Source organism: Dictyobacter sp. Z7_2, from assembly GCF_057551105.1.
On record NZ_BAAJPE010000002.1, the window covers coordinates 5032055 to 5045945 of the forward strand.

At 50.7% G+C, this 13891-nt stretch carries 12 protein-coding genes; 5 read left to right on the plus strand and 7 right to left on the minus strand.

Going from position 1 to position 13891, the window contains the following annotated elements; genetic code table 11:
• Window positions 1-163: 163 nt before the first annotated feature.
• Window positions 164-1819 (plus strand): FAD-binding dehydrogenase, encoded by a 1656-nt coding sequence (locus AC27N8_RS34450; protein WP_487074107.1) that lies wholly within the window; start codon window positions 164-166, stop codon window positions 1817-1819.
• Window positions 1820-1936: 117 nt separating this feature from the next.
• On the opposite strand, the gene AC27N8_RS34455 is transcribed toward AC27N8_RS34450, so the two are convergent.
• Together AC27N8_RS34455 and AC27N8_RS34460 are read right to left on the minus strand one after the other, a co-directional pair.
• A complete protein-coding gene (locus tag AC27N8_RS34455; RefSeq protein ID WP_487074109.1) occupies window positions 1937-3466 on the minus strand; it encodes a cellulase family glycosylhydrolase in 1530 nt (509 codons plus the stop codon).
• 187 nt (window positions 3467-3653) lie between these two features.
• Entirely contained in the window at window positions 3654-3818 is a 165-nt protein-coding gene (locus tag AC27N8_RS34460; RefSeq protein WP_487074111.1) for a hypothetical protein, read from the minus strand.
• 263 nt (window positions 3819-4081) lie between these two features.
• Here AC27N8_RS34460 and AC27N8_RS34465 point away from each other — a divergent pair, with 263 nt between their 5' ends.
• A complete protein-coding gene (locus AC27N8_RS34465) occupies window positions 4082-4654 on the plus strand; it encodes a TetR/AcrR family transcriptional regulator (RefSeq protein ID WP_487074113.1) in 573 nt (190 codons plus the stop codon).
• 71 nt (window positions 4655-4725) lie between these two features.
• Window positions 4726-5766, plus strand: a complete 1041-nt coding sequence (locus AC27N8_RS34470) for an aldo/keto reductase (RefSeq protein WP_487074115.1) — start codon at window positions 4726-4728, stop codon at window positions 5764-5766.
• Between the two features lie 187 nt (window positions 5767-5953).
• Here AC27N8_RS34470 and AC27N8_RS34475 read toward each other — a convergent pair whose 3' ends face one another.
• From AC27N8_RS34475 to AC27N8_RS34485, 3 genes are all read right to left on the minus strand, one after another.
• Window positions 5954-6724, minus strand: coding sequence for a ferritin-like domain-containing protein (locus AC27N8_RS34475; RefSeq protein WP_487074116.1), 771 nt, complete (start codon window positions 6722-6724; stop codon window positions 5954-5956).
• 474 nt (window positions 6725-7198) lie between these two features.
• Window positions 7199-8068 (minus strand): DUF6585 family protein, encoded by an 870-nt coding sequence (locus AC27N8_RS34480; protein ID WP_487074118.1) that lies wholly within the window; start codon window positions 8066-8068, stop codon window positions 7199-7201.
• A gap of 214 nt (window positions 8069-8282) precedes the next feature.
• A complete protein-coding gene (locus tag AC27N8_RS34485; RefSeq protein WP_487074814.1) occupies window positions 8283-10646 on the minus strand; it encodes a tetratricopeptide repeat protein in 2364 nt (787 codons plus the stop codon).
• Window positions 10647-10765: 119 nt separating this feature from the next.
• On the opposite strand from AC27N8_RS34485, the gene AC27N8_RS34490 reads away from it, so the two are divergent.
• The gene (locus tag AC27N8_RS34490; protein WP_487074120.1) at window positions 10766-11209 is read left to right on the plus strand and encodes a hypothetical protein; all 444 of its coding nucleotides are present in this window, start codon (window positions 10766-10768) and stop codon (window positions 11207-11209) included.
• A gap of 248 nt (window positions 11210-11457) precedes the next feature.
• Here AC27N8_RS34490 and AC27N8_RS34495 read toward each other — a convergent pair whose 3' ends face one another.
• Window positions 11458-12378 carry an NADP-dependent oxidoreductase gene (locus AC27N8_RS34495; RefSeq protein ID WP_487074122.1) on the minus strand — a complete coding sequence of 307 codons (921 nt, stop codon included), beginning with the start codon at window positions 12376-12378 and terminating at the stop codon, window positions 11458-11460.
• A gap of 266 nt (window positions 12379-12644) precedes the next feature.
• Between AC27N8_RS34495 and AC27N8_RS34500 the strand changes: the two genes are divergently transcribed.
• Window positions 12645-13502: a helix-turn-helix transcriptional regulator gene (locus AC27N8_RS34500; RefSeq protein WP_487074124.1), complete on the plus strand. Its 858-nt coding sequence runs from the start codon at window positions 12645-12647 to the stop codon at window positions 13500-13502.
• A 55-nt stretch (window positions 13503-13557) separates the two neighbouring features.
• On the opposite strand, the gene AC27N8_RS34505 is transcribed toward AC27N8_RS34500, so the two are convergent.
• Window positions 13558-13794, minus strand: a complete 237-nt coding sequence (locus AC27N8_RS34505) for a hypothetical protein (RefSeq protein ID WP_487074126.1) — start codon at window positions 13792-13794, stop codon at window positions 13558-13560.
• Window positions 13795-13891: the final 97 nt, after the last annotated feature.

A 13891-nucleotide genomic window follows, 5' to 3' on the forward strand; every position in this document is an offset into this window, starting at 1 on the left:
TTTTGCCACATAGCGATGCCTGTATTTCCTGATGTCCGGCTCGGTGGAGGCAGATTTCGTCAGTGAACGTTGTCCTTCTTGACATCGGTGTTTGGTAGCATCTACTATAACAGCAGATAGTAAGCAAGAGGTAAAAGGTTAAGCGAGTCAAAGGGGATAAAGTATGGTCAAGGAAGCAGACGCGATCATTGTGGGCGCGGGTCTGGCTGGACTGGTCGCCGCCGCTGAGCTCGTTGATGCAGGACGACACGTTATTATCGTCGAACAGGAGCCTGAAGAGTCTCTGGGAGGGCAAGCGTTCTGGTCTTTTGGAGGCCTTTTCTTTGTCAATTCGCCAGATCAACGTCGTCTGGGGGTCCACGATTCCGCTGAGTTGGCCTGGCAGGATTGGTCAAGCAATGCGGGCTTTGATCGGGACGAGGATCACTGGCCGCGTCTGTGGGCGCAAGCCTATGTGGACTTTGCGGCGGGCGAGAAATATTCCTGGCTGCGTGCTCAGGGATTGCGTCTCTTTCCGCTGGTCCAGTGGACGGAGCGCAAAGGAAAAGATGCCTCTCCCTATGGTAATTCCGTGCCACGCTTTCATATCACCTGGGGGACAGGGCCGGGCGTCATTGAGCCATTTATCCGGCGTGTGCGGGCGGGTGAGCAGCGTGGACTTGTGACCTTCGCTTTTCGTCATCGCGTGACCGCGCTTTCAAAAAGCGCCGGCGTGATTGATGGCGTTGAGGGTGAGGTGCTGGAACCAAGTAGTGTCGAGCGGGGGATGGGAAGCTCGCGGACAGTCGTTGCCAACTTCCAATTTAAGGCGCAAGCAGTGATTGTCACCGCAGGAGGCATGGGGGGCAATCATGATATGGTGCGTCAGAACTGGCCGCAACGTCTGGGGCCTCCTCCCAGGCATATGATTTCAGGTGTACCGGCCCATGTTGATGGATTTATGTTTGATGTGCTCAAGAAAAGTGATGGACATCTCATCAACATGGATCGCATGTGGAATTATCCAGAAGGCATCCATAACTACGCGTCGATCTGGGATCGACATGGTATTCGCATTTTGTGTGGTCCCTCATCAATGTGGCTGGATGCTCATGGAGATCGCTTGCCGGCTCCTTTCTTTCCCGGCTTTGATACTCTGGGAGCGTTGCAACATATCACCACATCCGGCTATGACTACTCCTGGCTTTTGCTTAACCAGCGTATCATTGAACGCGAATTTGCCCTTTCAGGCTCCGAGCAGAATCCTGATCTGACTGGCCGTAGTATTCCAATGCTTCTGAAGCGTGTTTTGCCCGTTGCTATGGGTCCTGTCGAAGCATTCAAGCAGAAAGGTAAGGATTTCCTCGTACGCTCGAATCTGGCTGATCTGGTTCAGGCCATGAACGAGCTGACCGGCGATGCATTGATTGACTTCGCTGCACTGGAGCGTCAGGTGGTCGCACGTGATCAGGAGATTTTGAAGACGGATGCTCAGGATGAGCAGGTACTGGCTATCCGAGGCGCACGGATCTTTATTGGAGACCGGCTCGTGCGTACCGCCAAACCCCATCGCATCCTTGATCCAGCGGCAGGCCCCTTAATCGCCGTGCGACTCTCCATCCTGAGCCGTAAAACGCTGGGAGGCGTCAAAACCGACCTCTCCAGCCGCGTCCTGCAAGCCGATGATCAACCGATCTCTGGCTTGTATGCCGCCGGCGAAGTCGCAGGCTTCGGCGGCGGCGGCGTGCATGGCTATCGCGCTCTGGAGGGAACCTTTCTGGGTGGCTGTATCTTCTCCGGCCGCGCCGCCGGTCGAGCCGTGGCCCAATCCCTATCGTAGTGTCGCACGCGAGCGTGCGACGCCCCAGTTTCTCGTACGAGACAGCTCGATCTTGGCGAGCCACGCTGGCGTGCCTGATCGTACATCGAGTGGGACATCGCACGCCAGCGTGCGACGCTACGATAGGCTACAGGTGGCCCCGTTGAGCGTGAACGTTGTTGGAGAGGGATTGCTACCGCTCCAGGTGCCGTTGAAGCCCAGACTTGTCGAGCTACCGGCGGCGATGGTGCCATTATAGCTCATGTTGGTCACAGTTACATTTTCTCCTTGTACGGAGAATGTACCGCTCCATCCCTGCGAGATGCCTTGTGTGGCGGGGAAGGTGAATTTGAGCGTCCAGCTACTGATGGCGCTGGAGCCTGTGTTACTGATGACGATGGTAGCTGTGAAGCCTCCGGGCCACTGATTCTGTACGGCGTAGTGGATACCGCATGCGCTACCTGTCACTGGTGTTGGGGTGATGCCCGGTGTCGGGGTAACGCCTGGTGTCGGAGTGATGCCCGGTCGTGGCGTCGCCGTCGGTGTGGGTGTGGGTGAGCTTCCGGCCAGGGCGATCAGATGAGCTTTATAGCCGGCTCCATAGTTGGTCGGCGTGCCGGTATAATCGCTGATCAGTGCGGGCGTCCCGGAGCAGTTTCCGCTGGCGGTCCAGGTCCAGGCGGCGTAGCCGATTCCTTGCTGATCCATCCAGCTCGTCAGGGTGCTGATGAAGCCTGAGGCGCAGTCGTTCTCGCCTATCTCTCCCGCAAAGACGGGTACCTGGGCGTTGACCGGGGCGATCTGCGAGGTCCAGCAACTGCTGTTGGCGCAGGCGTTGAAGTTGTAGATGTGGGTCGAGGCGACGAGATTATTTTGTGGATCGGTTGGTTTGTTGGCGAGCCAGCCAGTCAGGTCGTTCGAGTAGGCCAGGCCTCCGAGCATGATAATGTTGGTTGCTCCTGTGGCACGGACGGTGTTGACCAGGGTTTGCATGCCTGCAACGGCGAAGCCGACGTCGCTACATGGACTTGTCTGAGCTGCAGTACTGCCATTTTTCCAGCACGACCAGCTGGTCGTGTAGGGCTCGTTATAGATGTCAAAGATGACCGAGGAATTGCTTTTGAAGGTGTTGGCGACCGATGTCCAGAAGGCAGGAGTATGATCCAGATCGGGCATCGGCTGCTGACCGGTGGCTTTATTGGTACCAGAATTGTTCCAATGCAGATCAAGGATGACGATCTGGCCGTTCTGATTGAGGAGATTAACCCAATTGACAATATCTGCCTGATATTGTGCGGCCGTCTTGCCGTTGGCCGGTTCGCCATTGATGCCAAGCCAGCAGTCTTCATTTAAAGGGACACGCACAATATTCGTTGCCCATGAGGTCATAGCGCTGACCGTCGTCTGATCAACCGGACCATCGAAATCGCTCGTGCCAGTACTGATACAGGCGTATTCGGTACCCATGCGATCGACTCCGTGGGGGATAATCACTTTATTACTACCATCCTCGATCTTGTTCCCGACCACATGCAGTCCCGATGGGGCCGTACCAGCCGCCTTGACCGTGGCTGGCGCGTGCAACAGGCTCACGCCGAGCACTGCCGCACTGATCAACAGGGTCATCACCAAGAGACTAATGAGCTGAAAGCGTCCTTTGCTTTTCATCAGGTGTACTCCTTGCACAATAAGATACAACTATGTATTATAAATTTTTATACCGCTTCTTTTGTCTTATCATTTTAATCCAGGGCTGTCAATAGAAAATCCTTTGATGCAAATTAGTGAATGAAATCTGAGTATTTTAGAGGACACGTGACGCTACTACTCTGCCAAAGATCATCACGCCTCTGTCTCAGAGGAGATATGTTCCCAAAACAGATCCGTGAAGTCGCCGGGGTGAGACGCCCACCGACGTAGCGGCGCGGCTCCGCCGTGCTGTCACTTCCCGCACGACACCGTCCCACGTGCCGATGGAAGCAACGCCAACAAGACGCTCCACGGTGGGAAGATTGTGCAATGGAACCTCATGAGGTGCATGGTCGGACGAGTCACAGACAGCACGGCGGAGCCGCGCCGCTACGTCGGTGGGCGTCTCACCCCATGAGGTGCATATCTCAGATGAGAGATCGGTGCGATGACCTTTGACAGCGTACTACGTTGGCCGGTCGGGACTGCCGAGAGAGACATGGGGCATCTCGGCGCACCACGCTGGCTTGCCAGAAGATGTTCCAGGTAGTATAATGATTAAGTACTCAGTCATTTTCTCGTTGAGGATATCGTATGGCAAGACCAAAAAGTCAAGATAAATATAACGCAATTCTGGCGGCGGCCATTGAGCTGATTGCCGAACAAGGCTTGAGTGCTCCCACGTCTAAAATCGCGCAGGCTGCTGGCGTGGCAGAAGGGACCCTGTTTACCTACTTTGAGACCAAAGAGAGGTTGTTCAACGACCTCTATCTGGCGCTGAAGGATGAGATACGCGAGAAATGGATGGACGGTTATCCTTTTGAGGCGAGCTTGAAGGAACGTGCACGTTACTTCTGGAAGACGTATGTTGCCTTTGGTGTGAGCTCTCCGGCCAAGCATAAGGCAATGATCCTGTTGAGATTTTCGGATTGTATCAGTGAAGAGGTCAGGCGTCTGGAAAGGAGCGGATATGAAGTGCTGGAGGCGATGCTGCTCGAATGTCTTGGCAACGGGGCGCTCAGGGATCAGCCGTCAGAATTTGGCGTTGCCTTGCTTATCTCGCTCATGAATATGACGATTGACTTCATTCTCCAGCATCCTGCGGAAGCCGAGCGCTACGATAGCGCAGGTTTTACCGCTTTTTGGCATGCAGTGACAGTGGCTTAAATTTTTTTCTCTTATTAAATGAGTGATCAATCAATCTTTTAATGAGTCATAAGGAAAGGAAATCATGCAAGATGAATAGTATCGAATATCGTAGACTTGGAGCAACGGGCATCCAGGTGTCAGTGATGGGAGTTGGTACACAATCATGGGGAAAGGAATCTTTCGGCTATGGAAAAACATATACCCGAGATGATCTGTTTGAGGCTTACAAGACGTGTTTAGATGCTGGTCTCAATTTCTTTGATACTTCGGAAAGCTACTCAAAAGGTTTATCGGAGCAACTGCTAGGTGAATTTCGTCGTCGTGATGGTCGACCTATTACTGTCGCCACTAAATTTACACCGGCTAAAATGTACGATCCCTCGAAACGCTTCTCGCCTAAGGACATTATGAGCACGCTCGATGGCAGTCTGAAGCGTCTGGGACTCGAAGCGGTAGATCTTTACCAGCTCCACTATCCAGTTGCGCGGCGTAAGCTCGATGCTTATCTTGAAGGGATGGCCGAAACAGTCAAAACAGGAAAGGCCAGAGCTATTGGTGTCAGTAACTTCAACACGGAATATCTCCGACATGCGCAAGCGTATCTGGCTCGTCAGGGGATTCCACTCGCTTCAAACCAGGCTGGCTATAATCTGTTGCATCGCTATCCCGAAACGGATGGTATGTTAGCCGCTTGCAAAGAGTTAGATGTTGCTTTCATACCGATTCTTCCATTGAGTGAGGGCGTTTTAACGGGTAAGTATAGAGTCGGTGGAGCAGAGTATCCATCTACAACGCGCACGATCCTTCAGATGTCGAGGCTGTTTGAAACTGAAACGCCGTTCATACGACGAATATTTGCTAAACCTTACTCGGTACAACGTGAAAAGCTCGAACCATTATTCCAGGTCATGGACGAGATAGCAAAGGGATATAACGCTACTATTGCTCAAGTTGCGCTTAACTGGCTGATTGAGAGTCATCCTCTGGTGATTCCTATACCGGGCGCGAAGAATGTCAAACAGGCCGCAGATAATGCGGCCACGCTGAGCTGGAAGATGACACATGAGCAGTTTGAGCTTTTGAGTAAAACCGAGGAGGTCATCCGGCATTCGCTGAAGATAACGAACTGAGATCGTGATCAAATGCAACACAGAACGGTTTATCTGTTCGGAGAAGAAAGACCAGGCATTCCATGTTCAGGGATGCCTGGTCTTTCTTCTCGTCTAAATAGCATTTGACCATTCATGGCTCACGCCTTTGCTTTTCGTTGCTACGAGGTGGCCATGGTGCAAGGGTGGCTGATGCACTTGCCTGCCTTTAAGACCAGAGTACGTCGGTTGGCTTGCGTATGATGACATCCGGATAGTTTGTGTTGACCTGTTGATAGGTGAAGCTGTTACCATTGACTGGATTGAGGAAACCTTGCTTCTTCAGTACGGTCACGGCGTCGCTGACTTTCTGGATCACGATGGGAGAAAATACGTGGTTATTGGCAGGTCGCAGCCCACCAATGGCACGTCCAATGACGCGATGCTCGGCTTCGACTGTCCCGATCTGTCCTGCGATCTGGACGAGGTCCGGGCGATTTAACATGGCAAATTCTTTCGCCGCCACAATATAGGCTGCCACAAAGAGCGTCTCCAGGAGTTGCTGTGTCTGAATAAAGATTTTCTGGCTGCGGAATGTGTTTTTTCCATGGGGGAAGCTGAATTTATCGACGAGGGGTTTCGCTCCCTGACTGGTCAAAAAGAGGGCATGAAGTTGCTCTTCGATCAATGCGGCTTTGATATCCAGACGGGCATTGTCACCAAATTCTAACCAATTTGCATTATTCAGAGCCTGGGTATAGAATGCCACCGCTAGATGCTCGGCTGTGACAGCAATGTTCAGGATGGTCTGGATCGAATCGGGGGAGACAACACTCGCTGCGTGCGCCGGATCACTTTGATGCTGCTGCGTAAGAGCAACTCCACCAGCGGCGAGACCTGCCACGGCTCCTATGCCAGCGACTCCAACAATGGTGCTTTTGATCATGGAACGACGTGAGTGCGATGTTGGCTTCTGGAATGATGGTGATGGTTTTCTCATGTTTTTCTTTTCCCTTTTTCTTTTTTACTGGCCACATTATCCATAAACATTCAGATGCATCATAATCACACCAATTGCAGCACAAGTGCATTCAAAAAATGTTTGATCTTTTTCTCTGAATGTCAGGATATATCACAGCTTGCACATTAAGATAAATGTAAACACGTTTTTTAATCCTTTTATACAAGGATTAATTTTATGTCTACGAAACTTTACGTATCGTTGAGGCATTAACCATTGCCTGACGGTGTTTTACTGGCTTGGAAACTCTTACACATATATACACGTATGAAGTCTTTTAGATTTACCAGAACTATTTATTTTGGTAAATAGTTGCATATGTCATGCCCTGGCCTTTGTGTGTATCCACATGTGTAAGGGTTTGTGCAGCATGTTATTGATGTACACGAGCGGAATTTTAAGGATTTACCGGAGGATATTTTCTTTACCCATTTGGGTCATGGCGCGCTGGCACTAGCGCTTGTCCTCAATGGAAAAAGCTGTCGGTCCCTGTTGATCACGGATGAATGTCAGTAGTGTATAGAGCAGCGTGATATTAGGCACATCCTTATCTTTGACCCTGGCCCAGGATGAAAAGAGACCATTACTCTGTCCCTTGATCGCAATGGCGCCATTGCGATCGCTGCGAATACTTTTTACGTCCTGCCAGGAGAGGCGTTGCCCGTTGTAGTCAATCCCGGCTAAACTGATGCCGATGGTCCCAAAGGTGAGAAGAGATCCACGTTGATAAGCATCCAGCGTCGAGGGCCAGAGGTAGGGGATTGTATCTTGCTCGATGATGTGACCCAATTTTACCTGATTGAATGTAAATGAAGGGCCTCCGAAGGTTGTGCCTTGCTTGTTTTGTATGCTGTATGTATGTACTATGCGGGAACTGTTTTCACCATCCGAAACGATTTTGATCTGATGCCAGATAAATGCCACATCTTGCCAGTGAAGTGTATCGGAGTATACGAGTTGCTGCTGCTGATATTGTAGCAATATGAGGCCGTTGGTGTAGAGGAGCAGCGCGGAGCCGTGTTTTTTCGAGGCAATGATGACTCCAATGATCATCCTGATAAGGATATAGATACCGAAACCAGCAAAGACGAGCAAAAATACAGGAGCTATCAAGGATGGGGATAATGACAGAGGTATTTGAGAACGCAGTAATGGGATTGCGATCGCGAGAGGCAATAGAATAAAAAAGAGAAATAGTACGGGTATAAAGAAAAAAGCGCAGCAAGATGAGCTGTAGAGTTCGTATGTATCGCGCAAGGTGCCCAGGTTATGTTGATTGGCAAGCGTATCTGCATCTATCTGACGAACTGTAGTCTGCTGCATCTATCTGGTGATCCTTCCATTGATGGCTCGAATGGACAAGAAATCCAGCAGGGACTTCTCCATTCACAACAGTAGTTTTATATATATAGTACAGATATATAATATATATGTCAATTCGGTATAGCGCTGTCTTCAGCGCTATATTAAGGTCGGAGAAGTGGAATATTGGAGGCTGGCTTGCGCCAACCTCCGGGTTTATAATACATGAGATACTTCACAATCTCTCCATAGGGCGATTTTCGACTCTCTCGCTGACGAGCGGCACGGCACCGATTTCGGATTCGATCAGGTGTGTAACTACATCAATCTGATCGCTATTGATCGATGTGTAGTAATTGAGGCTGAGAAGCGCTTTTGCATGTGCCTCAGCCATATATCCTCGCATGGCGAGAATACGGGCTTGACCGTAGCAGACCATTGCAACTAATTCTGGTACTCCCATTGCTTGAGCTATCGCTTCTGCCTCTGATAACGCATTCTCTGCCGCTTGAAGTTGCCCGCTTTTGAGATGAAGATGACCGTATTCACAGAGAGTTTCGCAGATGAGCCAGCGATAACCGATTTCACGTGCAATTCTCATGCTGTCTTGTAGATACTTTTCTGCGAGCCGATCATTGCCTTGTTTCATCTGGGCCACGCCCAGATTCTCTAACACCGCGCTGATGCGGAGTGGGCTGCCAACACGCTGGGCTAATTCTAGACTCTGTTGGTAGAAATTCATGGCCTGCTCAATGTCTTCTTGTAACATGGCGAGGACACCAAGGCTCATGAAGATAGCGCTCATTCGATGCCAGTGATGTACTTCCTGGGCAAGCTCTAATCCTTCGTGATAATAGGCACTGGCTTGTTCATAATGATTGCTGCGCTGGGCCATAACACCAAGATTTTGTAGCAAGGCACTCATAAGCTCACGATTTTGTATGGATCGCGCACACACTAATCCCTCTTGATAAAAAATGATCCCTTGCTGAAAACTGCGTGAGCTACTGACAACCTCTCCTAGATTCTTGAGTAGAAAGGCTAGTGCTGTGGAAGGTGGTTCCTGGCGTGCCAGCATCAGCCCTTCTTGTAAGTAGGCTTCAGCGCGTAGACAGTCCCCCATGCAAAACATTACTTCTCCCAGGGACGCTAGCAGAGAACCTATTAAATCCTGTCGTTCAAGGACACGAGCTAGTTCCAGGCTAGCCAGATAGCTCTGCTCAGCCTGGAGATAATCCGCTTGCTGTTGAGCCAGTTTTCCCTGATGTAACCAGATGTACGCCATGGCTGTTTGATCATGCAATGTGTGTGCCACCTCTCGACCATGTGTTAAAAGGCGTGTGGCAGTCACAAGTTGACCGCGACTGATGAGGAAGGTTATACACACATTGACTCCTTGGAGGAATGCTGTAGTATGCCCATGCATCAAGGCCAGATCCAGGGCCAGTAATTCATTGGTAATCTCTTGTTCCAAAGCAAGTGCATCGTGTGCGTTTTCGCGTAGATAGGTGATATAAAATAGTACTATACGCTCTTGAATCGAATCATCAATAACTTTACTGCGTTCATAATCTACAATTGTTTGGTGTATTTGGTAGCGGTCTCGATCGATATGCTCTAATAAACCGCTATCAACAAGAGTATCTAAGGTATGTGTTTCTATCGCAGCAATGGTCAGTGCTGCCTCTTCTGAGAAACTATTAGGTTTGGCTGGGAGGCATGCCAGCGCCCTGAGCGCTTGTTGTGAGATCTTGTCTAATGCCTTTTCGCTGAATCCTATTATCATAGGAAGTGTGTGAGAGGCTTTGAGAGATGTCGTATCCGTATAATTGGAGTGAATATATGGCTGTTGTAATTGGAGCAGAAGATCGTTCTGCTGTAAGCGTGCCAGTGCTGCTTGCGTCCGGCGTGGCTGATAATTGCTTGTGTGGATGAGTAAATAATTACCCATTAAGGTGAGTGCCAGGGGAAGTCCACCTACCATATCTACAAGCCGGCTGAGTTCCTTTTGCTCCACCCTTTCGAGTGCTGGTGCTAACTCTATGAGTAACTGAATTCCATCTTCCATGCATAATTCAGGTATCTGCATCGCGGCTGTACGCGCAAAGAGCAAGGCTATATCAGGTTTTCGTGTAGTTAATAAGTAAGTGCAGTGCTGCCCGCCAATCATACAGGCCAGAGCATCTTCCAATTCCCAAACATCATCCAGGATTACAAGCATACGACGTTCCCTGATGGCGAAACGCAATGGATGTGCCCAACTTTGCCAGTCTTGAAAACGAGAGTGTCCGTTTTCATTGATCCCAAGTATGGTTCCCCAGCGGCTCAGGAGTGCTGGTAGGTTCGCTTGAGGACCAAGGTTTCCCCAAAGAATTCCATCATGAAAGTGCTCACGCGTTTGTGTTGAGGTGGCGAACTCGATTGCTAGCGCTGTCTTGCCGACGCCGGGGAGTCCATAGATCGCACTTGTTCTGGCCTCGTTCTCTGTATAAAGATCTCGTTGTAGCTTTTCAAGTAACTGGTGACGCCCAATAAGTGGAGTGGCGTTCGAAAGCCGAAGTGGAATCGCTGGATCATAAGTTGCCCCAAGGTGCCAGATTGGATAAGAAAGCTAGCTATTGCAGTTTTAGTCTCTCAAAACTTTGGTGATTTTATATGTATTGATGGTTTGATATATGTATCGATAGATGCGTTTTAGCGCAGGAAAGGCATAGGATAATGAAAAGGACCCTTCTTTTTGTTTTCGCTCTTCTCTTAGTTGGATCTGTCTTGCTGACAGATAGTCACCATGCCTCAGCAGCGAGTATCTCACATATCAATGTCTCGTCTACATATGTAGCCTCCCCGCATATAAAAGTAGCGACAGGGATTGCTCCAAGCAGCGTGAAGCCGCATACTGCTGCCTATAGTAAATGGTGGGTGAACACGTTTGCGACCGCCTATGGCTATTTATATGGTGGGGCTCTGTATGCTGGCAATAACTATGTGTTTTGCCGGGAATGGGGTCCTGAAGTCTATGATGATAATGGGAATTATAACCACTGGTGGTTGTGGACTGATATGGATACTGGTGGTCAGGATTATGTCTCGGCATATTATTTGACCTATTGGGGAAACGATGAAGCCAAGGATAACTCTGGTAGAGATATCCCCAATTGCTAGTTTTGTGGGTCAAAAATCAAACATCTGGCTGAAATACGGTCAATAGTGACTGGGAATGAATTGGAACTGGATGGGCGTCTTTGGGCATCTCAAAGACGCCCATCCAGTTGTAGAAAAAACCTCCGGTAAATTGTATGCTGGAGGTGTAAGCGTAGAACGTGTGACGTAGCTTATCCTTTGACCGATCCGGCCGGGATACCTCAGACGGAGTAGCGCTGGAGCGCGAAGCAGACGATCAATGCCCCTGATTATTGTGCTCCGACGGTGAGAATAATCTTGGCAATACCACCCTTTTCGACGGCTATCTGTGCTTCAGCAGCAGCGGTGAGTGGCATGACGCGCTCGATTGGAATGCTGAATTTGCCGTCGCGTGCAGCTTCAGCGTAGTGTAGCACGTCAGGCGCGGGGCCAGTTTGTGTGAATATGGTATTGATATGGATGCCAGGATAAAGGGCGGCGTCTTGTGGTTGGAAAAAGCAACCGAATGTGCCACCTTGTTTGATCCTGGCAAGCAGCTTGTTGGCGGTTTTCCCACCGATGATATCGACGACACAGTCGAGAGGGCCAAGTTTGTCAATCTCTGTATCATCATCGATGGCGATAGCCTCGCTTACTCCAGGAAGTTGGCTTGCCGCGTCAAGTTGCTTGCCACGAACGCCGGCAATGATGTGGGCACCAATCTCCGCGGCCGCGAAGAGCGCTGAGCGACCGACGGAACCTACCGCTCCGGTGATGAGTATCGTTTGACCAGGTTGGGCTTGAGCACAAAGTCGTGTCAGCCGGTCGCCTGTACTGGTGACCAGGGGAAGGGCGGCAGCAGTAGTCATCTCTATGCCGTCGGGGATTTTGACGAGGTTGGTGGCTTTGACGGTACAAAGCTCGGCGTAGGTGTGCAAGGTCATGGCCATAACGCGGTCGCCTGGCTTGAAATCGCTGACACCCTCGCCTACCTCATGCACAATACCTGCCAGGTCACAACCAGGGATATAGGGGAACTCAACTGGAATGATATGTTTGACTGCACCAGAGCGTACCAACCAATCGGCGGGGTTGACGCTGGTGGCGGAGACTCGCACGAGTACCTCGCCAGCGGCAGGTTTGGGGTCTTCGACGTCTTCGTATTTGAGGTTTGATGCGGGGCCATACTCGTAGAAGACAAATGCTTTCATGCTTTCCCTCGATTTCTTGACAAATGTTTATGATCGAACAACTTTTTGCTTTCTGATAGTCTTTCCAAATGATCTCAAAGCGGTTTCAATCGCGCTCGCTGATGGGCGAGATCAGAGACGAAGAGTTTCGTAGACCCATTACATAGGGGTCTACTCGCTGTGCCTGCCACGAGTGTATAATGAGAGATAGATTTTAACGAGATCAGCGTTTATTCAGGAACTAACACTTCCCGTTTCCGGTCATATCACGAAGTGGAGTTTGCTTCATGTCGATAAATCAATTGGAGTTGAATCGTCAGCGCGAATTAGCCGCGTTCTTGCGCAATCGTCGCGCTCGTATCTCGCCCGAACAGATGGGATTACCGAGAGGGATACGCAGGCGGACACCGGGCTTACGACGAGGAGAAGTAGCTCTGCTGGCTGGCGTCACCCCCGAATGGTATAGCCGGCTTGAGCAGGGGCGAGATATTCACGTCTCCGTGCAATTGTTAGAAAGTCTGGCGCGAGTCTTGCAATTGGATACAAACGAACGCACCCATTTATTCTTACTGGCACTCAAACAACCACCTCCCGTCGAGACGTTTGCGCCAATGGCGATCAATCCGACCTTCCAACAGTTTCTCCACCAACTCGGAGCAACTCCTGCATGCGTCGTTGATGCTCGTCTGAACGTCGTGACATGGAATGCGGCCTTTAACGTCATCCTCGGTGGTTATTCTGGCAAAGTGTCCGAGCGAGAGCGAAACATCATCTGGAGATTATTCACGCCTCCTGTGCTGCGGAAAGGAAACGAGGCGTGGGAGAAGTTGGCACGCGTATTTCTGGCGCAATTTCGCGCTGGCTATGGCCGTTTCATCAAAGATCCCTGGTGGGCGACACAGATCGCTGAACTCTCCCGCATTAGCCCGGAGTTTCGGGAAATGTGGGATCGTCACGATGTCCTCAACGGGCCGGAAGGATGTAAATTGATACATCATCCGCTGGTAGGAGAGCTGACCTTTGATTTTCTCTGGCTCCAGATGATCGATGCTGACGATCTGCGACTACTCATCTACTCGCCTCGTCGCGAGTCTGGGACAATCGAGAAAATCGAGCGGCTCCTCTCCTGTGGAACCCAACCGTAGCTCGTGTCTTCGGGTACAATACTGCTCTGTCGGAGGTCATCGCGCCGATGCAGTATCAGTGTTGTGCGTCCAAAACAGCTCCGGAAGGCGATGGGGCGAGAGGCTCACCGACGTAGCGGCGCGGCTCCGCCGTGCTGTCTGTGAATCGTATGATGACGCTCCCCATGGAGTTCCATTGAGCGATCTCCCCACGGTGGGACGTGTTCGTGCGGGACGTGACAGCACGGCGGAGCCGCGCCGCTACGTCGGCTGGCCCGTGCGCCTGGTTCAAGGGGCCATCCTTCTTTGCCACGCAACGTCCTTATGTGTCTTGATGCCAGGTGATTGAACGTGGCGCTTCGGCTCATACGATGCGCAACGAGATGCCCATTGCTCGTTGCGCATCGTAT

Bases quoted from the DNA above. Each gene is read 5' to 3' on its own strand.
- AC27N8_RS34450 (WP_487074107.1), top strand. From the start codon at position 164: ATGGTCAAGGAAGCAGACGCGATCATTGTGGGCGCGGGTCTGGCTGGA.
- AC27N8_RS34455 (WP_487074109.1), bottom strand. From the start codon at position 3,466: ATGAAAAGCAAAGGACGCTTTCAGCTCATTAGTCTCTTGGTGATGACC.
- AC27N8_RS34465 (WP_487074113.1), top strand. From the start codon at position 4,082: ATGGCAAGACCAAAAAGTCAAGATAAATATAACGCAATTCTGGCGGCG.
- AC27N8_RS34470 (WP_487074115.1), top strand. From the start codon at position 4,726: ATGAATAGTATCGAATATCGTAGACTTGGAGCAACGGGCATCCAGGTG.
- AC27N8_RS34475 (WP_487074116.1), bottom strand. From the start codon at position 6,724: ATGAGAAAACCATCACCATCATTCCAGAAGCCAACATCGCACTCACGT.
- AC27N8_RS34480 (WP_487074118.1), bottom strand. From the start codon at position 8,068: ATGCAGCAGACTACAGTTCGTCAGATAGATGCAGATACGCTTGCCAAT.
- AC27N8_RS34490 (WP_487074120.1), top strand. From the start codon at position 10,766: ATGAAAAGGACCCTTCTTTTTGTTTTCGCTCTTCTCTTAGTTGGATCT.
- AC27N8_RS34495 (WP_487074122.1), bottom strand. From the start codon at position 12,378: ATGAAAGCATTTGTCTTCTACGAGTATGGCCCCGCATCAAACCTCAAA.
- AC27N8_RS34500 (WP_487074124.1), top strand. From the start codon at position 12,645: ATGTCGATAAATCAATTGGAGTTGAATCGTCAGCGCGAATTAGCCGCG.